The 22,056-nt window shown below is 72.1% G+C and carries 23 protein-coding genes and 1 tRNA gene; 13 read left to right on the forward strand and 11 right to left on the reverse strand.

Annotated features, from left to right (window positions below):
- Positions 1–43: 43 nt before the first annotated feature.
- The gene (locus KV394_RS08330) at positions 44–1,027 is read left to right on the forward strand and encodes a LacI family DNA-binding transcriptional regulator (protein WP_247982851.1); all 984 of its coding nucleotides are present in this window, start codon (positions 44–46) and stop codon (positions 1,025–1,027) included.
- A 17-nt stretch (positions 1,028–1,044) separates the two neighbouring features.
- Here KV394_RS08330 and KV394_RS08335 read toward each other — a convergent pair whose 3' ends face one another.
- Positions 1,045–3,195 (reverse strand): nucleoside/nucleotide kinase family protein, encoded by a 2,151-nt coding sequence (locus KV394_RS08335; protein ID WP_247982784.1) that lies wholly within the window; start codon positions 3,193–3,195, stop codon positions 1,045–1,047.
- A 146-nt stretch (positions 3,196–3,341) separates the two neighbouring features.
- On the opposite strand from KV394_RS08335, the gene KV394_RS08340 reads away from it, so the two are divergent.
- Positions 3,342–4,070, forward strand: coding sequence for an SDR family oxidoreductase (locus KV394_RS08340; protein WP_247982785.1), 729 nt, complete (start codon positions 3,342–3,344; stop codon positions 4,068–4,070).
- A 22-nt stretch (positions 4,071–4,092) separates the two neighbouring features.
- Here KV394_RS08340 and KV394_RS08345 read toward each other — a convergent pair whose 3' ends face one another.
- The 7 genes from KV394_RS08345 to KV394_RS08375 all read right to left on the reverse strand — a co-directional run bounded on the left by KV394_RS08345 (position 4,093) and on the right by KV394_RS08375 (position 11,364).
- Positions 4,093–4,944 carry an alpha/beta hydrolase fold domain-containing protein gene (locus KV394_RS08345; RefSeq protein WP_247982786.1) on the reverse strand — a complete coding sequence of 284 codons (852 nt, stop codon included), beginning with the start codon at positions 4,942–4,944 and terminating at the stop codon, positions 4,093–4,095.
- Positions 4,945–5,092: 148 nt separating this feature from the next.
- On the reverse strand, positions 5,093–6,259 hold the full coding sequence (gene rhaI, locus KV394_RS08350; RefSeq protein WP_247982787.1) for an L-rhamnose isomerase: 1,167 nt from the start codon (positions 6,257–6,259) through the stop codon (positions 5,093–5,095).
- Positions 6,256–6,639, reverse strand: coding sequence for an L-rhamnose mutarotase (locus KV394_RS08355; RefSeq protein ID WP_247982788.1), 384 nt, complete (start codon positions 6,637–6,639; stop codon positions 6,256–6,258). The genes rhaI and KV394_RS08355 overlap by 4 nt, the downstream gene beginning before the upstream one ends.
- A gap of 54 nt (positions 6,640–6,693) precedes the next feature.
- Positions 6,694–7,728: a rhamnose ABC transporter substrate-binding protein gene (rhaS, locus tag KV394_RS08360; RefSeq protein WP_136028676.1), complete on the reverse strand. Its 1,035-nt coding sequence runs from the start codon at positions 7,726–7,728 to the stop codon at positions 6,694–6,696.
- On the reverse strand, positions 7,725–8,834 hold the full coding sequence (locus KV394_RS08365; protein ID WP_247982789.1) for an ABC transporter permease: 1,110 nt from the start codon (positions 8,832–8,834) through the stop codon (positions 7,725–7,727). The genes rhaS and KV394_RS08365 overlap by 4 nt, the downstream gene beginning before the upstream one ends.
- Positions 8,831–9,850, reverse strand: coding sequence for an ABC transporter permease (locus tag KV394_RS08370; RefSeq protein ID WP_206251788.1), 1,020 nt, complete (start codon positions 9,848–9,850; stop codon positions 8,831–8,833). Before KV394_RS08370 ends, KV394_RS08365 begins: the two co-directional genes overlap by 4 nt.
- The gene (locus KV394_RS08375) at positions 9,847–11,364 is read right to left on the reverse strand and encodes a sugar ABC transporter ATP-binding protein (RefSeq protein ID WP_247982790.1); all 1,518 of its coding nucleotides are present in this window, start codon (positions 11,362–11,364) and stop codon (positions 9,847–9,849) included. Before KV394_RS08375 ends, KV394_RS08370 begins: the two co-directional genes overlap by 4 nt.
- A 147-nt stretch (positions 11,365–11,511) precedes the next feature.
- Here KV394_RS08375 and KV394_RS08380 point away from each other — a divergent pair, with 147 nt between their 5' ends.
- Entirely contained in the window at positions 11,512–12,516 is a 1,005-nt protein-coding gene (locus tag KV394_RS08380; protein ID WP_247982791.1) for a LacI family DNA-binding transcriptional regulator, read from the forward strand.
- A 17-nt stretch (positions 12,517–12,533) separates the two neighbouring features.
- Here KV394_RS08380 and KV394_RS08385 read toward each other — a convergent pair whose 3' ends face one another.
- Positions 12,534–13,238 (reverse strand): potassium channel family protein, encoded by a 705-nt coding sequence (locus tag KV394_RS08385; protein ID WP_136028680.1) that lies wholly within the window; start codon positions 13,236–13,238, stop codon positions 12,534–12,536.
- A gap of 158 nt (positions 13,239–13,396) precedes the next feature.
- Between KV394_RS08385 and KV394_RS08390 the strand changes: the two genes are divergently transcribed.
- Positions 13,397–13,488: transfer RNA gene (locus KV394_RS08390), tRNA-Ser, on the forward strand.
- 94 nt (positions 13,489–13,582) lie between these two features.
- Here KV394_RS08390 and KV394_RS08395 read toward each other — a convergent pair.
- Positions 13,583–14,101, reverse strand: coding sequence for a hypothetical protein (locus tag KV394_RS08395; RefSeq protein WP_247638346.1), 519 nt, complete (start codon positions 14,099–14,101; stop codon positions 13,583–13,585).
- Between the two features lie 177 nt (positions 14,102–14,278).
- Here KV394_RS08395 and KV394_RS08400 point away from each other — a divergent pair, with 177 nt between their 5' ends.
- From KV394_RS08400 to KV394_RS08440, 9 genes are all read left to right on the forward strand, one after another.
- Positions 14,279–15,142 carry an AraC family transcriptional regulator gene (locus KV394_RS08400; protein ID WP_136044937.1) on the forward strand — a complete coding sequence of 288 codons (864 nt, stop codon included), beginning with the start codon at positions 14,279–14,281 and terminating at the stop codon, positions 15,140–15,142.
- Positions 15,143–15,238: 96 nt separating this feature from the next.
- Positions 15,239–15,874 carry a GyrI-like domain-containing protein gene (locus KV394_RS08405; protein ID WP_136028959.1) on the forward strand — a complete coding sequence of 212 codons (636 nt, stop codon included), beginning with the start codon at positions 15,239–15,241 and terminating at the stop codon, positions 15,872–15,874.
- Between the two features lie 67 nt (positions 15,875–15,941).
- A complete protein-coding gene (locus tag KV394_RS08410) occupies positions 15,942–16,745 on the forward strand; it encodes a DUF1206 domain-containing protein (protein ID WP_136028962.1) in 804 nt (267 codons plus the stop codon).
- Between the two features lie 48 nt (positions 16,746–16,793).
- Positions 16,794–18,101, forward strand: a complete 1,308-nt coding sequence (locus KV394_RS08415) for an aminotransferase class V-fold PLP-dependent enzyme (RefSeq protein ID WP_136035604.1) — start codon at positions 16,794–16,796, stop codon at positions 18,099–18,101.
- Complete coding sequence (gene sufU / locus KV394_RS08420) at positions 18,098–18,532, forward strand: Fe-S cluster assembly sulfur transfer protein SufU (RefSeq protein WP_136028966.1); 435 nt, start codon at positions 18,098–18,100, stop codon at positions 18,530–18,532. Before KV394_RS08415 ends, sufU begins: the two co-directional genes overlap by 4 nt.
- A gap of 58 nt (positions 18,533–18,590) precedes the next feature.
- Positions 18,591–19,232 (forward strand): NADPH-dependent F420 reductase, encoded by a 642-nt coding sequence (locus tag KV394_RS08425; RefSeq protein WP_136028968.1) that lies wholly within the window; start codon positions 18,591–18,593, stop codon positions 19,230–19,232.
- Positions 19,233–19,311: 79 nt separating this feature from the next.
- Positions 19,312–19,974, forward strand: coding sequence for a GntR family transcriptional regulator (locus KV394_RS08430; protein WP_136028970.1), 663 nt, complete (start codon positions 19,312–19,314; stop codon positions 19,972–19,974).
- A 94-nt stretch (positions 19,975–20,068) separates the two neighbouring features.
- Positions 20,069–20,314 carry a hypothetical protein gene (locus KV394_RS08435; RefSeq protein WP_136028972.1) on the forward strand — a complete coding sequence of 82 codons (246 nt, stop codon included), beginning with the start codon at positions 20,069–20,071 and terminating at the stop codon, positions 20,312–20,314.
- Positions 20,311–21,174: a hypothetical protein gene (locus KV394_RS08440; RefSeq protein ID WP_136035606.1), complete on the forward strand. Its 864-nt coding sequence runs from the start codon at positions 20,311–20,313 to the stop codon at positions 21,172–21,174. The genes KV394_RS08435 and KV394_RS08440 overlap by 4 nt, the downstream gene beginning before the upstream one ends.
- 8 nt (positions 21,175–21,182) lie before the next feature.
- Here KV394_RS08440 and KV394_RS08445 read toward each other — a convergent pair whose 3' ends face one another.
- A complete protein-coding gene (locus KV394_RS08445) occupies positions 21,183–22,022 on the reverse strand; it encodes an SDR family NAD(P)-dependent oxidoreductase (RefSeq protein ID WP_247982792.1) in 840 nt (279 codons plus the stop codon).
- Positions 22,023–22,056: the final 34 nt, after the last annotated feature.

A 22,056-nucleotide genomic window follows, 5' to 3' on the forward strand; every position in this document is an offset into this window, starting at 1 on the left:
GAGGCTGCCCCGCCCCGGGGGCGAGGAGGTACCTGTGACGACCATGCGTGACGTCGCCGCGCGCGCCGGCGTGAGCACCAAGACGGTCTCGCGCGTGTTCAACGACGACCCGCACGTGCTGCCGCACACCAGAGCCCTGGTCGAGCAGGCCATGCGCGAGCTCAACTACGTCCCCAACGTGCTGGCCACCACCTTCCGCGCCGGGCGGACCTCGGTCATCGGGGTCGCGGTGCCCGACATCGTCGACCCGTTCTTCGCCTCGATCGCCCGCGCCATCGAAGACGTCGCGCGCGGGCGCGGACTGTCCACGCTCGTCACGAGTCTGGGGTCCGACCCGGAGGGGGAGCGTCCGGCGATCGAGTCGATGCTCGGCCGGCAGCTGTCGGGACTGGTGATCGCCCCGGTCGGGGTCGACCACTCCTGGCTGGAGCGGTGGCGCGAGCACACGCCGATCGTGTTCGTCGACCGGGCGCCCGTCGGCCTCGACGCCGACACGTTCGTCGAGGCGGACGAGCGCGGGGCCGTGGTGGCGGTGCAGCACCTGATCGGCCACGGGCACCGGCGGATCGCCTACGTCGGCGACGCCGTGCACCTGTCCACCGAGGCGAACCGGCTGGAGGGCTGGCGACGCGGGCTCGCGGAGGCGGGGATCGCGGCCGACGCTGAGCTGGTGCGGTCCGGCGTCTCGGATCGGGAGGCGGCGCGGCAGGCGGTGGCGCAGCTGCGGGCCCTCGACGACCCGCCCACCGCCCTCTTCTCGGCCAACGCGCGGTGCTCGATGGCGCTCGCCGCGGCGCTGCGCGACGAGCCCCTCGCGATCGTCGGCTTCGGCGACTTCCCGATGGCCGACGTTCTGACGCCGGCGCTCACCGTGATCGACCAGGACCCGTATCGCCTGGGCACGCTCGCCGCGGAGCGCATCTTCGACCGGCTCGGCGGTGCGGAGCCCGCAGGGCCGGCGGTCGCGGTGATCGACGTCGACCTGGTCGAGCGCGAGTCGTGCCGCACCGGGGCCGCCCCGGTCTGAGCCCCTCGACCCGCGGGTCAGCCCAGGGCGGCGATGCTCGCGCGGGCCCCGAGCGTGCGGAGCGAGGCGCGCGCGGCGACGAACTCCGCCCGCAGCCGTGCGTCGCGCCCCAGATCGCCGAAGACCTCCGTGCAGTCCAGGAACGCGCCGGGTTCCGCGGCCTCGGCGGCCACCGCCGCGCGCAGCAGGGCGAGCCGGCGGTCGGACACCGGGGTCGGTGTCCCGTCTTCCGCGACACCCTCGAGGAAGACGCTCCAGGCCGCGAGCACGAGCACGGCGTGCGCGATCGAGCCGCCCGTGGCGAGCCGCTCCCGCACGACCGGGAGCAGGAAGGTGGGGATGCGGTCGGAGCCGTCCACGACCTGCCGGGCGAGGGTGTCGCGCACGGCCGTGCTGCCGAACCGGGCGAGCAGCTGCTCCCCATACGCGTCGAGGTCGATGCCCGGTACGGGTCGCAGGGTGGGAACGGCCTCCTGATGCATGTACCCGCGCAGGAAGGTGCGGAAGAGCGGGTCCGCGCACACCTCGTGCACCATGGTCGCCCCGGCGAGGATGCCGAGGTAGCTCATCGCCTGGTGCGAGGCGTTCAGCAGCCGGAGCTTCATGAGCTCGTACGGCTCGACGTCGTCGACGAGCTGCACGCCGACCGTGTCGAACGCCGGGCGGCCGAGCGGGAAACGGTCCTCGAGCACCCACTGCACGAAGTCCTCGGAGCGCACCGGCCACCGGTCGTCCACGCCGAAGCGCTCCCGGACGAGCGCGCGGGTCTCGTCGGTGGTCACCGGGGTGATGCGGTCGACCATCGAAGGGGGGAACGCCACGTTCGTGCGGATCCAGGCCCCGAGTTCCGGGTCGAGCCGGTCGGCGAAGCCGCTGAGAGCTGTGCGGGCGACGCCGCCGTTGCCGGGGATGTTGTCGCACGACAGGACGGTGAACGGCGCGATCCCGGCCGCGCGGCGGCGGGCGAGGGCGGCGGCGAGGTGTCCGAGAGCACTCCGGGGCGGGGTACCGCGCCCGTGCGCGGCGTCGTCGAGGTCGGCGAGGGTCCCGGCGTCCTGCGGCACGAAGGCGCCGGTGCGCTCGTCGATCCCGTAGCCGCCCTCGGTGATCGTGAGCGAGACGATGCGCGTGGCGGGGTCGCTCAGGCGCGCCTGGACGGCCTCGGGGTCGTCGGGCGCGAAGAGATACTCCGTGAGCGCGCCGATCACGCGGGCCGACTCCGTGCCGTCGGGCGTCACGGTCACGAGCGTGTACAGCCCGTCCTGCGCGGCGAGGGCGTCGCGCATGGCGGCGTCGTGGGGCAGCAGGCCGACGCCGGAGATACCCCAGTCCGCGTCTCCCGCGGCCAGGAGCCGGTCGACGAACATGGCCTCGTGCGCGCGGTGGAAGTTGCCGACGCCGAGGTGCACGATGCCGGGTCGCACGCGGGCGCGGTCGTAGGCGGGGCGGGTGACGGCGGCGGGCAGCCGCTGCAGCGTCCCGGCCGAGAGGGTGATCGGGGCGACCGGGGCGGCGGGTGACGAGAGCCGCACGACGAGGTCGGCGCGCGCGCGGCTCCCCTCGACCACGGCGGCGTTCGCCTCGTCCACGTCGCGCACCCACGCGGTCGCCTCGTCGAGGGGATGGCCGTGGCTGCGACGTCGTGCCACCAGCCGCCGCCGGCGCGTGTCCGGCTCGATGTCGAGGAACCAGCTCTCGTCGAGCAGCTCGCGCACGCGCTCCCATCCGTGTCCGGTGTGCAGGAGGTAGTTGCCCTCGGTGATGATCAGCGGCACGTCGGCGGGGACCGGGATCGCGGAGGCGATCGGCTCCTCCAGCCCGCGGTCGAACGCGGGGGCGTACACGACGCCGTCGGCCGGGGCCCGGAGCCGCCGCAGCAGGGCGAGGTAGCCGGCGACGTCGAAGGTGTCGGGGGCGCCCTTGCGGTCGCGGCGATGGAGGCGCACGAGCTCGGCGTTCGCGAGGTGGAAGCCGTCCATGCCCACGACCACCGCCTGCGGCCCGAGCGCGTCGAGGAGGGCGGCGCTCACCGTCGACTTCCCGGCGCCGGGGGTGCCGGCGATCCCGAGGATGCGGCGGCGGCCGTCGGCGACGAGGCGCCGCGCCCGTTCCACGAGGTCGGAGAGCGCGACGTCGGAGTCGGGCGCGGGCGGCGGGGTCTGGATCACGGCTTCGTGGTCTTCCTGTGGTCGACGCGGGGCATCGGAGGGCGAGGGACGATGTGGGCGACTGCGGAGCACGCTACGCTGGCCATGTCACCGGTGTCAAGCGACCCGGGGCACCGGACAACACCCCTCGATGGAGAGAGACGCGCATGACCGAATTCCAGGGCCGCACCATCCTCGTCACCGGCGCCGGCGGCGGCATCGGCGGCGCGACCGTCCGCCACCTCGTCGCGGCCGGCGCCGACGTGCTCGCCGCGGGCCGCACCGCGGAGAGCGTCGCCGACATCGCACGCGAGACCGGCGCCACGCCGCTCGCCTTCGACCTCGAGGACGAGGGCGAGATCCGCGCGGCGATCGAGGGCCGCGACCTCTACGGCGTCGTCAACTGCGGCGGCTGGGGCGGCGAGATCGCCACCCCCATGGACACCGACATCTCGGTGTTCGACCGGGTCATGAGCATCAACGCGCGCGGGGCCCTGCTGGTGACCAAGTACGCCTCGCGCGAGATGATCCGCGTGGGCAAGGGCGGCGCGATCGTGAACGTGTCGAGCCAGGCGAGCCTCGTCGCCCTCGCCGGGCACATCTCCTACGGCTCGTCCAAGGCGGCGCTCGACAACATCACGCGCGTCTCGGCGCTCGAGCTGGGCGGCCACGGCATCCGGGTCAACAGCGTCAACCCGACCGTGGTGATGACGCCGATGTCGGCCTGGTACTGGGGACGCCCCGAGATCGAGGGTCCCTTCCTCGACGCGATGCCTCTGCACCGGTGGGCCACCGAAGACGACATCGCCGCCCCCATCGTCTTCCTGCTGGGCGACGGCGCCGCGATGATCTCGGGGGTCTCGCTCCCCATCGACGGCGGCTACACCAGCCGCTGAGGCGGCCACGGCGCCCGGCACCTCAGGGAAGCTGTCGCAGGCGCTCGGCGAAGCGCTCGACGGTGGCCGCGAACGCGGGGGCGTCCGGGCGGTTGAGGTGCCCGTGGGTGGTGCCCGGCTCGGTCGACACGTCGACGTCGACGCCGGCGGCCGAGAGGGCGCGCGCGAAGGCCTCTCCCGACATGCGCAGCTCGTCCGTCTCGTCGTTGACCATGATCGTCGGGGGGAAGGCCGCGAGCTGCGCGGGCGCGGCTGTCCCCGGGATCGCGTAGACGTCGGCGCCGTCCAGCGGTCCGCCCAGATAGTTCTCGTACATGCCGCGCACGAACGCGGGGGTGAAGACGTCGGCGTCTGGCTGCGCGTCCAGCAGGGCGCGCAGCTCGCGGGTGGGGGCGTCCTGAACGGCCTGGAGCGTCGGATAGGCCAGGACCGCGAGGCCCGGGACCGGTCCGCCGTCGTGGGTCAGTCGCAGGGCGGCGCCGGCGGCGAGGTTGCCGCCCGCACTCGCGCCGCCGATCGCCCATCCCCGCGCGGCGATCGGGGAGGACACGGCCCAGCGGAACGCGGCGACCATCTCGTCGTGCGGCACCGGGTAGTGGATGCCGCCGCGCTCCGGCGAGCCCAGGCGGCTCGTCCAGTCCGGGGTCATCGGCGCCAGGCGGTAGTCCACGCTCACGACGACGATGCCGTGCGCCGCGAAGGCCCGCGCCACCGCATCCGCCTCCGGCATGTCGAGGTCGCCGCCCGCGAAGCCTCCGCCGTGCGCCCAGACGAGACCCGCGCCGGTCGGCGACGCCGGGGTGTAGAGGCGCACGCGCAGCGCGCCGTGCGGTCCGTCCAGCACCCGGTCGGCGATGTGGAGGTCCGCGCTCACGGCAGCACCGTGTACAGCAGCCAGACCGCGAGCGGGGTGCCGATCACGAAGAACAGCAGACCGATGATCGCGCCGCGGCGGGAGGGCTTCTCGTCGGGGGAGGACATGCGTCGAGCATGGCAGACGAGCGACGGTTCGCGCCGGTGGGTCAGGCTCCCCAGCCGGCCTGCACGCCGCCCACGCGCTCCTCCGCGATGCGCTGCTGGTACCCGGACGCCGCGTAGGCGGCCATCGGGTCGGCCGGCAGGCCGCGCGACTCGCGCCACTCCGCGAGCGCCGGGCGCACGTCGGTCGAGAACGCGTCCATGAACACGGCGTTCGCCGTCAGCACGTCGCCCGAGCGCTGCGCGGCAGACAGCGCCTCGCGGTCCACCAGCAGGGCACGCGCGGTCATCTCCTGCACGTTCAGCACGGAACGGATCTGCCCGGGGATCTTGTCCTCGACGTTGTGACACTGGTCCAGCATGAAGGCGACGTCGGGATTGTTCAGGCCGCCACCGCGGATCACCTCGAACAGGATGCGGAACAGCTGGAACGGGTCGGCCGCGCCGACGATGAGGTCGTCGTCGGCGTAGAAGCGGGAGTTGAAGTCGAACGAGCCGAGCTTGCCGAGCCGCAGCAGCTGCATCACGATGAACTCGATGTTCGTGCCCGGCGCGTGGTGACCGGTGTCGAGGCACACGAGGGCCTTGTCACCGAGCGCGCTCACCTGGGCGTACGACGTTCCCCAGTCCGGCACATCGGTGTGGTAGAACGCGGGCTCGAAGAACTTGTACTCGAGCACGAGCCGCTGGTCGTCGCCGAGGCGCGCGTAGATCTGCTGCAGCGAGTCGTGCAGGCGGTCCTGACGACCGCGCAGATCGGCCTGCCCGGGGTAGTTGGAACCCTCGGCGAGCCAGATCTTCAGGTCGCGGCTGCCCGTGGCGTCCATGACGTCGATGCACGCGAGGTGGTGGTCGATGGCCTTGCGGCGGATCGCGGCGTCCTCGTGCGTGAGCGCGCCGAACTTGTAGTCGTCGTCCTGGAAGGTGTTGGAGTTGACGGTGCCGAGCGTCACGCCGTGGTCTTCGGCGTGACGGCGCAGGTCGTCGAAGGAGTCGACCAGGTCCCACGGGATGTGCAGCGCCACGGTCGGCGCGAGGGCGGTGTGCGCGTGCACCTGGGCGGCGTCGGCGATCTTCTCGTAGGGGTCGCGCGGGGTGCCCGGCGTGCCGAACACCTTGAACCGGGTGCCGGAGTTGCCGAAGGCCCAGCTGGGCAGCTCGATGCTCTGCTTCTCGAGCGCGGCGAGGATGTCGAGGGTGAGGATGCTCACGATGCACGGCCTTCGGTGTCGGTGGTGGCGGAGGAGTCGGTGGCGCTCGCCGCGGCGAGCTGGTCTTCGAGGTGGAATACCTCGGTGAGGGAGGTGGCGGCCTGATCGGGGCGGCCGTCGAGGCCCACGAAGAAGCGGCTCATCTCGGCCTCCCACCGCGCGGCGACGGGCGACGCGGCGAGGTACGCCTGGGCCGCCCGGTCGTCGTCGGTCGCGTAGTAGCCGAAGAGCGTGCCGCCGGCGCCGAGGAAGAGGCTGTAGTCGCGTCGTCCGGCGGCGGCGATCTCCGCCAGCATCTCCGGCCGCACGGGGGAGTGCCTGGCCACGTACTCGTCGAGCAGCTCGGGGCGCACCTGGAGCTGGAAGGCCACGCGGGTCATGAGGGTCCTTTCGGTGTCCGGCCGGTGCCACGCGGCACCGGCCGGACGGGCGACTCAGAAGTCGAAGTCGCCGATGTTGTCGGCGTCGAACACGAACGGGTCGCCCAGCAGCACGACGCCGTCGGCGCCGACCGTGTACTCGCCGAGGTCGCCCGCGTCGAACGTGTCGCCTTCCTTGCCGGTGATGTCTCCGGCGATGAGGGCGTGGGCGGCGAACGCGGCGAGGTAGCCGAGGTCTTCCGGGTTCCACAGCGCGAACGACGTGACGGTGCCGTCCTCCACGTACTCGCGCATCTGGTTCGGGGTGCCGAGCCCGGTGAGGGCCACGGTGCCCTTGTAGTCGGACGTGGAGAGGTAGCGCGCGGCGGCCGCGATGCCGACCGTGGTGGGCGACACGATGCCCTTCAGGTCGGGGTGGCTCTGCAGCAGTGCCGCGGTCTTGTCGAAGGACGTCTGGTCGTCGTCGTCGCCGTACACGGTCTCGACGATCGTGATGTCGGGGTAGTCGCTCGCGACGTACTCCTTCATCAGGTCGATCCACGCGTTCTGGTTGGTCGCGTTGGCCGAGGCGGAGAGGATCGCGATCTCGCCCGCGCCGCCGATCTGCTCGGCGATCTGGTCGATCTGCACCTTCGCGATGCCCTCGGAGTCGGCCTGGTTGATGAACAGGTCGCGGCACTCGGTGTTGGTGTCGGAGTCGAACGTGACGACCTTGACACCCGCGTCGCGGGCCTCGTTCAGGGCGTCGCAGATGGCCTTGGGGTCGTTCGCCGAGACGACGAGCGCGCCGACGCCCTGCTGCGTGGCGGTGTTGATGTAGCTGACCTGGGCGTCGGGCGTGGCCTCGGCCGGTCCCACCTCGGAGAACGTGCCGCCGAACTCCTCGACGGCCTTCTTGCCGCCCTCGCTGGACGTGTCGAAGTACGGGTTGCCGAGGTTCTTGGGCAGGAAGGTGATCGAGGCGTCGCCGCCGCCTTCTCCGCCGCTGCCGCTGCCGCCGTCGCCGGATCCGGCGCAGCCGGTGAGGGCGACCGCCGCGGCCACCGCGAGGGCGGCGAAGGCGGTCACGCGCTTGCGTGCAAACGTCATTGTTCGTTCCTTTCGTCGGGGGATGCCGCGGTCGCGGCGTCCATCGGTGCCCCTGGCGCTGTGGTGCCGGCACCGGCGGGGGTTCTGCCCGGTCGGCGGCGTGCTTTCTGCAGCCAGGCCAGGACGCTTGCGGCCACCACCGAGATCACGAGGAGCGTGCCGGTGATGATGTTGATGACGTCGGAGGTGACGTTCACCAGGCGGAGCGCGCTCGCGAGCGCCCCGATGAGGAAGGCGGCGGCGATGACGCCGTAGATCTTGCCGCGACCGCCGAAGACGGACACCCCGCCGAGGACGACGGCGGCGATCACCTGGAGCTCGAGGCCCGTGGCGTTGTCGCCGCGGGCGCTGCCGTAGCGGAGCGTGTAGAAGATGCCGGCGAAGGCGGCGACCGCGCCGGAGAGCACGAAGAGCACGAGCTTGGTGCGCTCGACGTGCACGCCGGAGAAGTGCGCGGCGTCCTTCGACAGTCCCACCGCGTACACGCCGCGACCGAACGGGGTGAAGTGCAGCAGGACCGCGAACACGGCCACCAGCACCAGGAACGGGATGGTGATGACGGGGATGGGCGTGCCGGCGATCTTGGCCTTCGCGAGGTCGCTCCAGAACTCCGGGAAGTCGGTGACGGCGGCCGTGCCGAGCAGGCCCACCGCGAGGCCGCGGTAGAGCGCGAGCGTGCCGATCGTGACCGCGAGCGAGGGGAGCCCGACGACGGTCACCAGGAAGCCGTTGAACGCGCCGCCGACGATGCCGACCGCGAGCGCGGCGAGCGCGGCGATCTCGAACGGGAGGCCGCCCTGCACGAGCGCTCCGGTGACCACGCTGGACAGTCCGACCATGCTGCCGACCGAGAGGTCGATCTCGCCCGTGATCATGATCAGCGTCATCGGCAGCGCGATCAGCAGGATCGGGGCGATGTCGAGCAGCAGGTAGGTGAGGGTGATCGGCTGACCGAAGCCGCGGATGCTCGTGGCGGCCACGACGGCCACGACGATCAGCAGCCCGACGATCGCGGCCTCGCGCGTGAGGAGCAGCCGGCGCCACAGCGGCTTGTCGTAGTCGCGGATGACGCGGGCGCTCGCGGTGGTGGTGGTCGCGGTGGTCATGACTGGTCCCTCGCCTCGATGAGCCGCCGTCTCTGCCGGACCGCGAGCACGCGGTCGAGCACGATGGCGCCGATGATGAGCAGGCCGACGACGGCGCGCTGCCAGAAGTCGGGGATGCCGAGGATCGGCAGGGCACGGTTGATGGTGAGCAGCAGCACGGCTCCGATCGCCGCACCCCAGACCGAGCCGATGCCGCCCGTGATGGCGACGCCGCCGATCACCGCGGCGCCGACCGCGTCGAGCTCCCATCCGGCTCCGGCCTGGGAGTTGATGGTGCCGTAGCGTGCCGCGTAGAACACCCCGGCGAGCCCGGCGAGCGCACCCGACAGGACGAACGCGGTCAGCACGCGGCGCGTGACGCGCAGGCCGTACAGCTCGGCGGCTGCGGGGTCGGAGCCGATCGCGTAGAACTCCCGCCCGCCGCGCGTGTTCTTCAGGTACCAGGCGGCCGCGGCGAGCACGATCACCGCGACGACCGCGAGGATCGGGATGCCCAGGAGCTGTCCGGTGCCCAGCGCCAGGAAGTCGCGGGGGAGGTCGGAGGCGTTGACGCGGTCGCTGCCGGTCCACAGCACGTTGATGCCCCGGTAGGCGTAGAGCGTGCCGAGCGTGATGACCATGGCGGGCACCTTCGCGTAGGCGACGAGGGCGCCGTTGACGAGTCCGAGGAGGGCGCCGAGCACGACGGCGGCGATCACGACGAGCACGATGGGGATGCCGGGCACGTCGATGAAGAGCCGTCCGGTGAGGTAGGCCGTGAGTCCCATGACCGAGCCGACGGAGAGGTCGACGTTGCGGGTGATGAGCACGATGGCCTGACCGACCGCGACGAGCACGAGGATCGAGGGCGTGAGCAGCAGGTCGCGCCAGCCGTCGGCGCTGAACAGGAACTTCGGGTTGTTGAGGGTCGCGGCGGTGATCACGAGCACCAGGGCGAGCAGGATGCCGAACTCGCGCGCCCTGCCGATGCCGGAGATGCGCGTGGTGAGCGCGGAGACGGGGATGGCGGTGGTCACGAGGAGAGCTCCGATGCGTGCGTCGCGGCGAACATGACGTTCTCGGAGGTGGCCTCCGAGCGGGGGATCTCGGCGGTGATGCGGCCCTCGCGCATCACCAGCACCCGGTCGGCCATGCCGAGCACTTCTGGTAGCTCCGACGAGATCATGAGGATGCCCATGCCCTGGCCGGCGAGCTGGGAGAGCAGCCGGTGCACCTCGGATTTGGTGCCGACGTCGATGCCGCGGGTGGGCTCGTCGATCAGCAGCACCCGGGGCTGCGTCGCGAGCCACTTCGCCAGGACGACCTTCTGCTGGTTGCCGCCGGAGAGCGTGGCGGCGACCGTGTCGAGCGCGTGCGTCTTCACCTCGAGGCGCGAGGCCCACTCACGGGCGGCCCGGTTCTCCATCGCGGTCGTCAGCAGGCCGAGCCGGGCCAGACGCCGGCGGATCGCGAGGGTGATGTTGCCGCCCACGCCGGACTCGATCACGAGGCCCTGCTTGCGACGGTCCTCGGGGACGAGCGCGAGTCCCGCCCGCATGGCGTCGACGGGGCGCCGCGGGGGGATGCGCCGGCCGGTCATGCGGACCGTGCCCTCGCGGTAGCCGTCCACGCCGAACACGGCCCGGGCGACCTCGCTGCGTCCCGCGCCGACGAGCCCGGCGAGTCCGACGATCTCGCCCGCGCGCACGGTGAACGAGATGTCGTGGAAGAGCCCGGGGCTGGTGAGGCCCTCCACCTCGAGCAGCGGTTCGCCGATCGCGGCCTCCTGCTTGGGGAACAGCTCGGCGACCTCGCGGCCCACCATCTGGCGCACGAGCTTGTCGACCGTGGTGTCGGCCACGGCGGAGGTGGCGATGTACGCGCCGTCACGCATCACGGTGACGGTGTCGCAGAGGGCGAACACCTCGTCGAAGCGGTGCGAGATGAAGATGAGGCCGCGCCCCTCGTCGCGCAGGCTGCGCGCGATCGCGAACAGGCGCTCGACCTCCACGCCGGACAGGGCGGCGGTGGGCTCGTCCATGATGAGCAGTGCCGCGTCGAGGGAGACGGCCTTGGCGATCTCGATCACCTGCTGGTCGGCGATCGAGAGCCCCTCCGCGGGGCGGTCGGGGTCGATGGTGACGCCGAGGCGGGTGAAGAGCCGCTCGACCTCGTGCCGCATGGCCTTCCGGTCGATGCGGCCGAAGCGTCCGAGGGGCTGGCGGCCCATGAAGATGTTCTCGGTCACCGACAGGTCGGGGAAGAGCGTCGGCTCCTGGTAGATGACGGCGACACCGGCTGCCTTGGACTGGGCGGTGGAGGTGAAGTCCACGCCGGCCCCGTTCAGGCGGAACGTTCCGGCGTCGCGCTGGTAGAGGCCGGCGACGATCTTCACGAGCGTGGACTTCCCGGCACCGTTCTCGCCGACGAGCGCGTGGATGGAGCCGGGGTCGACCGTGATCGTGCCGGAGCGCAGGGCGATCACCGAGCCGAAGGCCTTCTGGACGCCGGCGAGCTCGAGCACGGGCGCCGTCGCGGGTGAGGACATCATTTCTCTCTCCATTGAGGGAATGAATCGTTTCAAACCCTGTCGGAGATGAGATTAGGCGATGTGTTGACTGCTGTCAAGACGGCATGAGAGTGTGAGTCCCGAGCGGAATGTGAGTCGTTTCACACGCCGGAGGACGGGAGGTCGCGGATGGCGGTCAGCGTGCGCGAGGTCGCGGAGGACGCGGGTGTCTCGGTCGGCACGGTGTCGAACGTCCTCAACCGGCCGGAGAAGGTGGCCGCCGAGACGGTGGCCAGGGTCCAGGCGTCGATCGATCGGCTCGGCTTCGTGCGCAACGACGCGGCCAGGCAGCTCCGCGCCGGACGCAGCCGCACCATCGGACTGGTCGTGCTCGACATCCGCAACCCCTTCTTCGCTGAGGTGATCCGCGGCGCCGAGGAGCGCGCCGATCAGCACGGGCTCTCGGTGCTGGTGGCCAACAGCGACGAGAAGCAGGAACGCGAGGCCATGCACCTCGACCTGTTCGAGGAGCAGCGGGTGACGGGCGTGCTGGTGACGCCCGTGGCCGAGTCGCTGCCGCGCCTGGCGCGCATGCACGAGCGCGGCACGCACGCGGTGCTCGTCGACCGGGAGTCGCAGGACGAGCGCTTCGCCTCGGTCGCCGTCGACGACGTGGAGGGCGGCCGGATCGCCATGGAGCATCTGCTCGCGGTCGGCCGTCGGCGGATCGCCTTCGTCGGGGGACCCGTGTCACTGCGGCAGGTGTCCGACCGGCTCAGCGGGGCACAGGCCGCGGCCGCCGACGCCGGGGTCGCCCTGGAGTTCCTCGCGACCGCCGCTCTCACGGTCGAGGAGGGGAGGCAGGCGGGGTCGCGGATCCTCGGCCGCTCCCCGGCGGATCGTCCGGATGCCGTGTTCGCGGCGAACGACCTCGTCGCGCTCGGCCTGCTGCAGAGCCTCGTGATGACCGGAGACGCCCGGGTGCCCGACGACATCGCGATCATCGGCTACGACGACATCGACTTCGCCGCGGCCGCCGTGATCCCGCTCAGCTCGGTGCGTCAGCCCGCCGCCCTGATCGGCTCCACCGCGGTCGATCTGCTGCTGCAGGGTCAGGGGGAGCGGGCGCCGGAGCCCGAGCACGTGCTGTTCCGCCCCGAGCTGGTGGCGCGGCGCTCCACGACCGGCGCGTGACCCCGCCGGCGATGCCGTCAGGCTGAGGCCGACGACCGGTGCTGGGCGCTCGCGCCGCGCATGATGCGGGCGACCGCCGTGATCAGGAACAGCTGCCCCGTGATGCCCTCGGCCACCGCGACGGCCTGCATGCCGGCGCCCCGGGGGATGAGGTTGCCGTAGCCGGTCGTGGTGAGGGCGGTGAAGGAGAAGAACAGCTGATCGCCGAGCGAGTCGGTCTCCGCTCCGATGAAGAGCGGTTGCGACAGGAACTGCGAGGCGAGGTTGTACGCGAAGGCGAAGAACATCCCCACCAGGATGTACGCCGTCACCGCGGCGAGCAGCGCCTCGATGTCGAGCCCGCGTCGCGTGACCTGATGCGCGATGATCGCCCACGGTGCGACGAGCAGTGCCACCATCGAGGCCGCGGACAACCCGACCGCCAGGGCGGGACTGCCGGTGCCGAAGAAGGTCGCCAGCAGGGCCGCCGCGCCCGCGGTGGACAGCACGACCCACGTCACCCGCTGCACGAGCGCACGGGCGCCCGTCACGCGGAACACGATCGCGACCGTCGCGAGCATGACCAGGAACGCCCACGGGCTCGGGTCGGCGCTCGGCTGCGCGGCGCACAGGCCGTACGAGACGCCCAAGAGCAGCAGCACGATCGCGTAGCCGACCGCCCGGTAGCTCCAGGCGCTGTCCTCGGTGCCCAGGGAAGCGCCGACGTGCGGGTGCGGATTCATGGCGATCCTCTCCGTCGCGGTGGTGTGACTCCCGCGCGCGGCCAGTATCCCAGCCGGTCGCGCGCGGGTCGGGAGGCGCGGCCGTGGCCGCGGTTCGTCAGGGCGCGTCGAACCCGTTACACTGGTCGAGTGCATCCGCGCTCTCGGGCCGGATGCCTGGAGACGTCGCATAGTCCGGCCTAGTGCACCACCCTGCTAAGGTGGAGTCCCCTTACGGGGACCAGGGGTTCAAATCCCCTCGTCTCCGCCAGTTCTTCCCCCGCGAACCGCGATCACGGTACGGCGCTCGATCTCGAGCGATCGCGCAGCACGAGTCGCCCGCGGTCCGCCCGTGCGGTCGCCGCTCAGTGGCGCGGGAACGGTGCCGAGGAGCGCAGGTGCGCGGCGCCGAGCGGGTCGCACACGGTGGACTCGTCGACCACGCCGAACCGGAGCAGGGCGGCGGGATCGGTCGAGGAGGGCGGCGTGCGATCGGGTCGCGCGGAGAGCAGCACGAAGTCCGCCGCGGTCCCCGTCAGGTGCAGCGACCCCGCCGGCAGGCAGTGCAGGGCGATGCGGATCGCGGTGAGGTCGCGGTCGACCGCAGCGTCCGTGATCGACCACGCCGTGAAGCGGTTGGCCGACGCGGAGCCCGTCCACTCCTGGCGCACCGCCCCGGTCACCCGCAGCAGGGCCGTCGTGCCGCGGAGCCGGGTCGACTGGCGCAGTTCCAGCAGCACCCCGACCACACCGGCCGGGATGTCGACGATCACGCGCGTGACCTGAGCGTCCACGAGAGCGAGGGCGTCGGCGAACGGATCCTCGGTGTCTGCGAGCGGCGGGAGGCCGGAGGGGACGCCGAAGAGGAGGTCTCTCACCTGCATGCCGACTCGCTCCCCGTGCTCCCCCAGAAACTCCGACGATACGGGATGCGTGTTCACAGTGCAGTCAAACGGGGTGTGAACGCTGCGGGGGAGCGGCGGCACACGACCGGAACGGACCAGAATGATCGGGTGCCGCACCCCGATGGACGGACACGCTGGTGGGGAAAGGAGGAACCCATGATCGGCACCCTCAACGCCCTGATCGACCGCGTCGAAGCCGCGCCGGACGAGGAGCTCGACGTCGCGGCCGTCGCGCGTGCGCACGGCACGACCGAGTACCACCTGCGGCGGATGTTCTCCGCCCTCGCGGGCATGCCCGTGTCGGAGTACGTGCGCCGTCGGCGGATGACGATCGCCGCCGCGGAACTGGTCGGCGGTGCGCCGAGCCTGCTCGACGTGGCCGTGCGGCACGGCTACGGCTCGGTCGAGGCGTTCGGCAGGGCGTTCCGCGCCGTGCACGGCATCGGTCCGGCCGAGGCGCGCCGTGACGGGGGTCCTCTCCGTACACAACCCACGCTCCGGTTCCGCCTGAGCGTCGAAGGGAGCACCCCGATGGACGTCACCATCACCCCCCGACCCGCCCTCCAGCTGGTCGGTCATGCCACGCAGGTCCCGCTGATCCACCGCGGCGAGAACCCGCACATCCAGCAGCACATCGCGGCCATCCCGGCGGAGGAGCACGCGCGGCTCAAGCGTCTGAACGACGCGGAGCCCTCGGGCATCCTCGCCGTGACAGCCGACGTGGAGCCGGACGCGCCCGAGGGCACACCGCTCACGTATCTCCACGGCGTCGCGCTGGAGGAGACGACCCCGGTGCCGGAGGATCTCGACGTGCTGCGGCTCGAGGCGGGCACCTGGGCCGTGTTCGCCGCCGACGGCCCGTTCCCGCAGACCCTGCAGGACCTGTGGGCGGCCACCGCGACCGAGTGGTTCCCGTCGAACCCGTGGCGACTGCGCCCCGGTCCGTCGATGGTGCGGTATCGCGAGTTCCGCGGAGACACGGCCTCGTGCGAGCTGTGGCTGCCCGTGGAAGCGGAGTGAGTCACCGGGGCGGGGCGGCCGAGCCGTCCCGCCCCGGTGTCGGAGGCCCCTGGCACACTGTGCCGCACCGAGCAGTCCCACCCGGAGAGGCAGGCGATGGCGGCCATCGACCCCAAGAAGACCCTCGACTCCTACCGCGCACGACGCGGAGAGTTCCGCGTGCTCGAGGTGCCGCCGCTGCGGTACCTCATGATCGACGGCGCGGGAGACCCCAACACGTCGCCCGTGTATGCGCAGGCCGTGGCGGCGCTGTTCCCCCTGGCGTACACGCTCAAGTTCGCGAGCCGTGAAGAGCTCGGCATCGACACCGTCGTGATGCCGCTCGAGGGGCTGTGGCACGCGGCCGACATGGAGTCGTTCACGTCGCGCCGGGACAAGTCGCAGTGGGAGTGGACGCTGCTTCTCCTGGTGGGCGACCACGTGACCCCCGACCTCTTCGCGCGGGCGGTCGACACCGTCGAGGCGAAGAGCGCGAAGAAGCGCGAGCCCCTGCCGGCCCTGCGCTCCGTGCGGCTGGAGACCCTGCACGAGGGGCTGTGCGTGCAGACGCTCCACGTCGGCCCCTTCGACGACGAGGCCCCGGTGCTCGATGAGCTGCACCACCGCTTCATCCCGGAGCACGGACTGCGCATGACCGGTCGGCACCACGAGGTGTACCTGAGCGACATCCGCCGCACCGACCCCGCGAAACTCCGCACGATCCTGCGGCAGCCGGTCGCGCGGGTCGAGTGAGTTCACCGCGGGCGCGGACGAAAGCAACCCCCTCTTCGGCTCGGATGCCGAGCGATACGCTTCCCCCATGAGCAGCGTGAAGCATGCGGCGCGCGCGGCGAAGGACTCGACCGCGTTCCGGAGGACCGCCCGTGTCGGCTTCGTCGTGCTGGGGCTCATCCACGTCGTGATCGGCGCGATCGCCCTCAGCATCGCGGTGGGCGGTTCGGGCGACGCCGACCAGGACGGGGCGATGGAGCGCATCCGCGACAACCCCATCGGCGGGTTGCTGCTGCTGTCGATCGCGGTGGGGCTCATCGCGCTCGCCGCCTGGCAGATCGCCAGCGCCTTCCTCGCCGCCGACCCCGCGGAGACGAAGAAGTGGGGCCGTCGTATCAAGCTCGCCGGGATCTCGGGCTCCTATCTCGTGGTCGCGGTCCTCGCGATCATCTACGCGGTGGGCGGTCGTGCCGAGTCGGAGGACGCGTCGCGCACGCTCAGCGAGATCGTGCTGTCGGCGCCCGGGGGCGTGGCGCTGCTGGTGATCCTCGGCCTGTCGGTGGTCGGCGTGGGCCTCGGCTTCATCGGCAGCGGCATCACGCGGTCGTTCGAGAAGCTGATCGAGCTGCCGACCGGCGCGGGGCGCGCGGGCATCGTGGTGCTCGGGGTGGCGGGCTACCTCGGCAAGGGCGTCGCGGTCGCCGTGACGGGGGTGCTTTTCGTGGTCGCCGCGGTCACCCAGGACCCGGAGAAGGCCGCGGGACTGGATGCGGCGCTGCACAGTCTGCTCGCGCTGCCGCTGGGCGGGCTGGTGCTCGGCGCGGTGGGGGTGGGGTTCGCTCTGTACGGCGTGTTCTGCATGGCCAGGGCCCGGCTCGCGCGCATGTCGTAGCCCCAGACCCCCGCGCCGGCCGCGTCCGGGAGATGGGAGACTGGAACGATGAGCGCTTCTCCCGGAGTCGACGTGATCGCACCGCTGACCGAGACCGAGGTGCAGCGGATCCGCGGGGACTTCCCGATCCTGCGCGCGCAGGTGAACGGCCATCCGCTGGTGTACCTCGACTCGGGCGCGACGTCGCAGCGACCGGACGCCGTGCTCGACGCCGAGCGCGACTACGCGACCACGATGAACGCCGCGGTGCACCGGGGTGCGCACACGCTGGCGGCCGAGGCGACCGAGCTGTTCGAGGATGCGCGGGCCGCCGTCGCCCGCTTCGTCGGTGCCGACGACGACGAGATCGTATGGACCTCGAACGCGACCGAGGCGATCAACCTCGTCGCCTACTCCCTCTCGAACGCCTCGCTCGGACGCGGCGGCACGGCCGCGGAGCGCCTGCGCCTCCGCGAGGGAGACGAGATCGTCACCACCGAGATGGAGCACCACGCCAACCTCATCCCGTGGCAGGAGCTCGCGGCGCGCACGGGCGCCACGCTGCGGGTGATCCCGCTGGACGACGACGGCGCCCTCCGGCTCGACGTCGCCGCCGAGCTCGTCACCGAGCGCACGAAACTGATCGCCTTCACGCACGTGTCCAACGTGCTCGGCGTGATCAACCCGGTCGACGAGCTGGTCGCGCTCGCCCGCGGGGTCGGTGCCCTGACGCTGCTCGACGCGTGCCAGTCCGCCCCGCACCTGCCGCTCGACGTGCGGGCGCTGGGCGTGGACTTCGCGGTGCTCTCCGGCCACAAGATGCTGGGGCCGACGGGCATCGGTGCGCTGTACGGCCGGCGCGAGGTGCTGGCCGCGATGCCCCCGTTCCTCACGGGCGGCTCGATGATCACGACCGTCACCACGACCGAGGCCGAGTACCTGCCGCCGCCGCAGCGCTTCGAGGCGGGCACGCAGCGGGTGTCGCAGGCGATCGCGCTCGCCGCGGCGGTCGGCTACCTGGACGAGGTGGGCATGTCGCGCATCGCCGCGCACGAGGCCGCCTTCGGCCGGCGCCTGGTGGACGGGCTCCGCGCGATCGACGGCGTGCGCGTGCTCGGAGCCGGCATCGATCTGCCGCGCGTGGGACTCGCGAGCTTCGACGTGGCGGGCATCCACGCGCACGACGTCGGACAGTTCCTCGACGACCTGGGCATCGCGGTGCGTGTCGGGCACCACTGCGCGCAGCCGCTGCACCGGCGGCTCGGGGTCACGTCGTCGACAAGGGCCAGCACGTACCTGTACACGACCGAGGCCGAGGTCGACGCCGTGATCGCGGGTGTCGCCGGGGCGATCGACTTCTTCCGGAGGGGCGCATGAGCGACCTGCAGAGCCTGTACCAGGAACTGATCCTCGACCACTCGCGCACGCCGCACGGCTACGGGCTGCGCGACGAGATCCCGGCGCAGTCGCACCAGCTCAACCCGACGTGCGGTGACGAGATCACCCTGCAGGTGCACCGGGGCGACGACGGGACGATCGATGCCATCGCGTGGGAGGGGCACGGCTGCGCGATCTCGCAGGCGTCCGCGTCGCTGCTGGCCGAGCTCGCCGAGGGGCTCAGCGTGCCGGAGCTCGAGGTGCGCATCGCGGCGTTCCGCGACGCCATGCGCTCGCGCGGCACGATCGCACCCGATGAGGAGCTGCTCGGCGACGCGGCCGCGCTCGGCGGGGTCTCGAAGTACGTCGCGCGCGTGAAGTGCGCGATGCTCGCGTGGGTGGCGACCGAGGACGCACTGACGCGCCTGTGAGCCGTCCCCGATGACCGATTCACGGGAATAGAGTCGCCCGCTCGGCGTTGGGCCGAACATGACTACTCTCGGAATCATCGGTGCAGGCAACATCGGCAGCCAGGTCGCGCGCGTCGCGGTGGCGAACGGCTACGACGTGGTGATCGCGAACTCGCGCGGCCCGGAGACGCTGGCCGACCTCGTCGCGGAGCTGGGCCCGAAGGCGCGGGCGGCGACCGCGGAGGAGGCGGCGGCGGCCGCCGACGTGGCGGTGGTCACCGTGCCGCTGCACGCGATCGACCAGCTGCCGACCGAGCAGCTGGCGGGCAAGATCGTGCTCGACACCAACAACTACTACTTCGAGCGTGACGGTCACATCGAGGCTCTCGACCGGGGCGAGACGACCACGTCCGAGCTGCTGCAGCAGCAGCTGCCGACCTCGAAGATTGCCAAGGCGTTCAACCACATCTACGCGAGCGACATCACGACCGGCGGCACCCCGGCCGGCACCCCGGACCGTCGCGCGCTGGCGACCGCGGGTGACGACGCCGAGGCGGTGGCGTTCGTCACCCGGTTCTACGACCAGGCGGGCTTCGACACCGTGAACATCGGCCCGCTGAGCGAGTCGTGGCGGGTCGAGCGCGACCGTCCCGCGTACGTCACGCGCCAGAACGCCGAGGAGCTGACGGCGAACCTGGCGAAGGCGAACCGCCTGCCCTGAGTCGCCGCGGGCGAGCCCGTCCACCCCGGCTGGGATACCAAAAGTTGAGGAACCCCGGCCGGGGTGGGACAATGCCCGGATGGCGGGGGCTATGGGGGCGGGCGGCGAGCTCGAGTCGGTCAGGGTCACGAGGATCCTGCGCGACGACATCGTGCTGGGCCGGCGACCCCCCGGCGCCCGGCTCGTGGAACGCGACATCGCGGCCGAGCTGCACGTCTCGCGGCTTCCCGTCCGCGAGGCCATCCGTACCCTGGTCGCGGAGGGCGTCGTGACCGCTCGACCGCGTTCGTGGGCGGTGGTGCGGGAGTTCACGCACGACGACATCCGCGCGTTCGCTGAGGTGCGAGAGGCCATCGAGACCCTCATCTTCGTGTTCGCGGCGGAGCGTCACGACGAGGTCGGCCTCGCCCGGCTGCGTCACACGTATGAGCGGGAGGCGGCGGCGGCCCGAGACGGTGACGCGGAGACCGCGCGCCGCACGGCCGCCGAGTTCCACGAGGTCGCGGTGGACCTGGCCGGGAACGAGATGCTCGGCGAGCTCATCGCGGTGTTCCTCACCCGGCTGCGCTGGCTGTTCGGGCAGCACGACGACCTGGTCGCGATGGCCGAGGAGCACCGGGTGATCCTGGAAGCCGTCGCCGCGCGCGACGTCGAACGGCTGCGCACGCTTCTTCCCGCGCACCTGGCCAGCGGGCAGGCGGCCGCCGAGCGGCGGCTGTTCCGCGCCGACGTCGCACTCTGATCCGTCGCGCGACCGGCCCACGAAGCGCGGGACCGCGGCTGTATATTGGTGCGGTCGGAACCGGTCCGGTCACTGTCGCTGTCTGGGGAGCGGGATGCGCCGTCTTGCTGTCGTCATCGGGGGCCTGCTGCTGCTGGGCGGTGCCGCGCTCGTGGTCGTCGCCGATCAGGAGCGCGCCGCCTCCGTCGCCGCGGTGAAGGCGGAGATCGCGCGCGTCGAGGATGCGCTGGAGGCGTCGCGCGGAGACAACCTGGAGCTGGCCGCGCAGCTCACGGCCCTGCGCGCGCAGATCGCGGAGCAGGATGCGAAGATCGCCGACACCACGGGGTTCCTGAAGTGATCCGGCGCGTGCTCGCGGTCACGCTGTCTGCCGCCGTGCTGCTCGCCGTCGGGGTGCTCGCCCGCGCCGACGCACTGGAGCACGAGCGGCTCGACGCGATCGCCGAGCTGCGCGCCCTCACCGGGCAGTACCGCGATGCCACCCAGCGCACCGACTATCTGGCCGCCTCGATCGAAGGCGCCGAGCAGACGACGTCCGATCGGGCAGCGGTGCTGGAGGTGCGCCCGGCGTTCCTCACCGAGCTCGCGGCGCTGAATACCGCCCTGCAGGGCGCCGACGGCAAGGTCGACACGGCCACGCATCGCGCTTCGGCGCTGTCGGTGCAGCAGACCGTGCTCGCCGAAGACGACGACCCCGCCACGGTGGTCGCGGCCACGGCCACGATCCATGCGATCACGGCCAAGATCGGCACCGAGGTCGCGTCGTGGCAGGCGTCGCAGAACCCGGGCCCGGGCGGCCCCGCCTGGAGCACGAGCGGGCCGGACGGCTACGCGCGCGTGCGCGCCGCCCTCGACCGCGTGGGCGGTGGCGGCGTGGGGCTGTACGAGTCGTCGTCGTGCGCCGGCGGCAACGCCCCCGCGTGCGCGAACAGCAACGGGTACATCAAGTACCGCGCCGACATCGCGGGCTGGAGCACCGGCCGCCTGAACTGGGCGATGGCGCACGAGCTGGCGCATATCTACCAGTTCCGCGTGTGGGGCGCCCTCACCTCGTCGGGCTCCTACGGGGCGCTGTTCGGCAACGACCCGGAGTTCCTCGCCAACTGCATGGCCGTGGTACGCGGCTTCCCCGGATCGGTCGGCTGCAACGGCGAACAGCAGGCCTGGGCGTCGGGCATCTGGGTGGGCGCGGTGCGCTGAGGCTCCGCTCAGTCGACCGGGGTCCTGGTGTCGATCGCGGCACGCAGCGGCCGGCGCAGGGCCCGCCAGTAGGCGGTCGGGGCGAGCCGCACGAGCGCGTCGATCAGTCGTGCCTCCCGTCCGACCATCGTGCGGGCGGCCCGGCGCTCGGTGGCGCGGACGATGCGCGCAGCCGCGTCGGCGGGGTCGGTGTGGTACATCGCGGCCTGCGCGGCGGCGGCGCGGGCGGCCACCGCGGGGTCGATCGCGGCGGCGTACCGCCCGTGCAGGATGATGCCGGTGCGCACGCCCGCCGGGTAGACCGCGCCGACCGAGACGGTCGTGCCCTCGAGCTCGTGGCGCAGCGCCTCGGAGAAGCCGCGGACGGCGAACTTGCTCAGCGCGTACGGGATGCGGCCGGCGGGAGCGGCCAGGGCGTACACGCTCGCCAGGTGCGTGATGTGGGCGGCCGGCGCGGCACGGAGCGACGGCAGCAGGGCCTTGGTGATCGACACGGTGCCCCAGAGGTTCACGTCGGTCAGCCAGCGCATCTCCTCCATGGTCAGCTGGTCGAGGTCGCCGAGCATGGACGAGCCGGCGCACGTGATCAGGGCGGTGATCCGCGGATGCACGGCGGTGATCTGCGCGGCGGTCGCGAAGACCGCGTCGTCGTCGCGGAGGTCGACCACGTGCGTCGTCACGGTGGTGCCGGCCAGCTCGGTCGCGAGGGCGTCGAGCGCGGCACGGTCGTGGTCGAGGAGGGCCAGGTGCACGCCGCGGGGAGCGAGCAGCCTCGCGATCTCGGCCCCCATGCCGTTCGCGGCGCCTGTGATGACGGTGGTGCTGCCGACCAGGTCGAGATGCTTCATCGCCGCCTCCCTGCGCGTGCGATCCGGGCGGTCG

This window comes from Microbacterium sufflavum, from assembly GCF_023101165.1.
GTDB lineage: Bacteria > Actinomycetota > Actinomycetes > Actinomycetales > Microbacteriaceae > Microbacterium > Microbacterium sufflavum.

Bases quoted from the DNA above. Each gene is read 5' to 3' on its own strand.
- KV394_RS08410 (WP_136028962.1), top strand. From the start codon at position 15,942: ATGAGCAGCGTGAAGCATGCGGCGCGCGCGGCGAAGGACTCGACCGCG.
- KV394_RS08375 (WP_247982790.1), bottom strand. From the start codon at position 11,364: ATGATGTCCTCACCCGCGACGGCGCCCGTGCTCGAGCTCGCCGGCGTC.
- rhaS (WP_136028676.1), bottom strand. From the start codon at position 7,728: ATGACGTTTGCACGCAAGCGCGTGACCGCCTTCGCCGCCCTCGCGGTG.
- KV394_RS08425 (WP_136028968.1), top strand. From the start codon at position 18,591: ATGACTACTCTCGGAATCATCGGTGCAGGCAACATCGGCAGCCAGGTC.
- KV394_RS08340 (WP_247982785.1), top strand. From the start codon at position 3,342: ATGACCGAATTCCAGGGCCGCACCATCCTCGTCACCGGCGCCGGCGGC.
- KV394_RS08415 (WP_136035604.1), top strand. From the start codon at position 16,794: ATGAGCGCTTCTCCCGGAGTCGACGTGATCGCACCGCTGACCGAGACC.
- KV394_RS08365 (WP_247982789.1), bottom strand. From the start codon at position 8,834: ATGACCACCGCGACCACCACCACCGCGAGCGCCCGCGTCATCCGCGAC.
- KV394_RS08355 (WP_247982788.1), bottom strand. From the start codon at position 6,639: ATGACCCGCGTGGCCTTCCAGCTCCAGGTGCGCCCCGAGCTGCTCGAC.
- KV394_RS08380 (WP_247982791.1), top strand. From the start codon at position 11,512: ATGGCGGTCAGCGTGCGCGAGGTCGCGGAGGACGCGGGTGTCTCGGTC.
- KV394_RS08385 (WP_136028680.1), bottom strand. From the start codon at position 13,238: ATGAATCCGCACCCGCACGTCGGCGCTTCCCTGGGCACCGAGGACAGC.
- KV394_RS08330 (WP_247982851.1), top strand. From the start codon at position 44: ATGCGTGACGTCGCCGCGCGCGCCGGCGTGAGCACCAAGACGGTCTCG.
- KV394_RS08445 (WP_247982792.1), bottom strand. From the start codon at position 22,022: ATGAAGCATCTCGACCTGGTCGGCAGCACCACCGTCATCACAGGCGCC.
- KV394_RS08435 (WP_136028972.1), top strand. From the start codon at position 20,069: ATGCGCCGTCTTGCTGTCGTCATCGGGGGCCTGCTGCTGCTGGGCGGT.
- sufU (WP_136028966.1), top strand. From the start codon at position 18,098: ATGAGCGACCTGCAGAGCCTGTACCAGGAACTGATCCTCGACCACTCG.
- KV394_RS08430 (WP_136028970.1), top strand. From the start codon at position 19,312: ATGGCGGGGGCTATGGGGGCGGGCGGCGAGCTCGAGTCGGTCAGGGTC.
- KV394_RS08395 (WP_247638346.1), bottom strand. From the start codon at position 14,101: ATGCAGGTGAGAGACCTCCTCTTCGGCGTCCCCTCCGGCCTCCCGCCG.
- KV394_RS08405 (WP_136028959.1), top strand. From the start codon at position 15,239: ATGGCGGCCATCGACCCCAAGAAGACCCTCGACTCCTACCGCGCACGA.
- KV394_RS08400 (WP_136044937.1), top strand. From the start codon at position 14,279: ATGATCGGCACCCTCAACGCCCTGATCGACCGCGTCGAAGCCGCGCCG.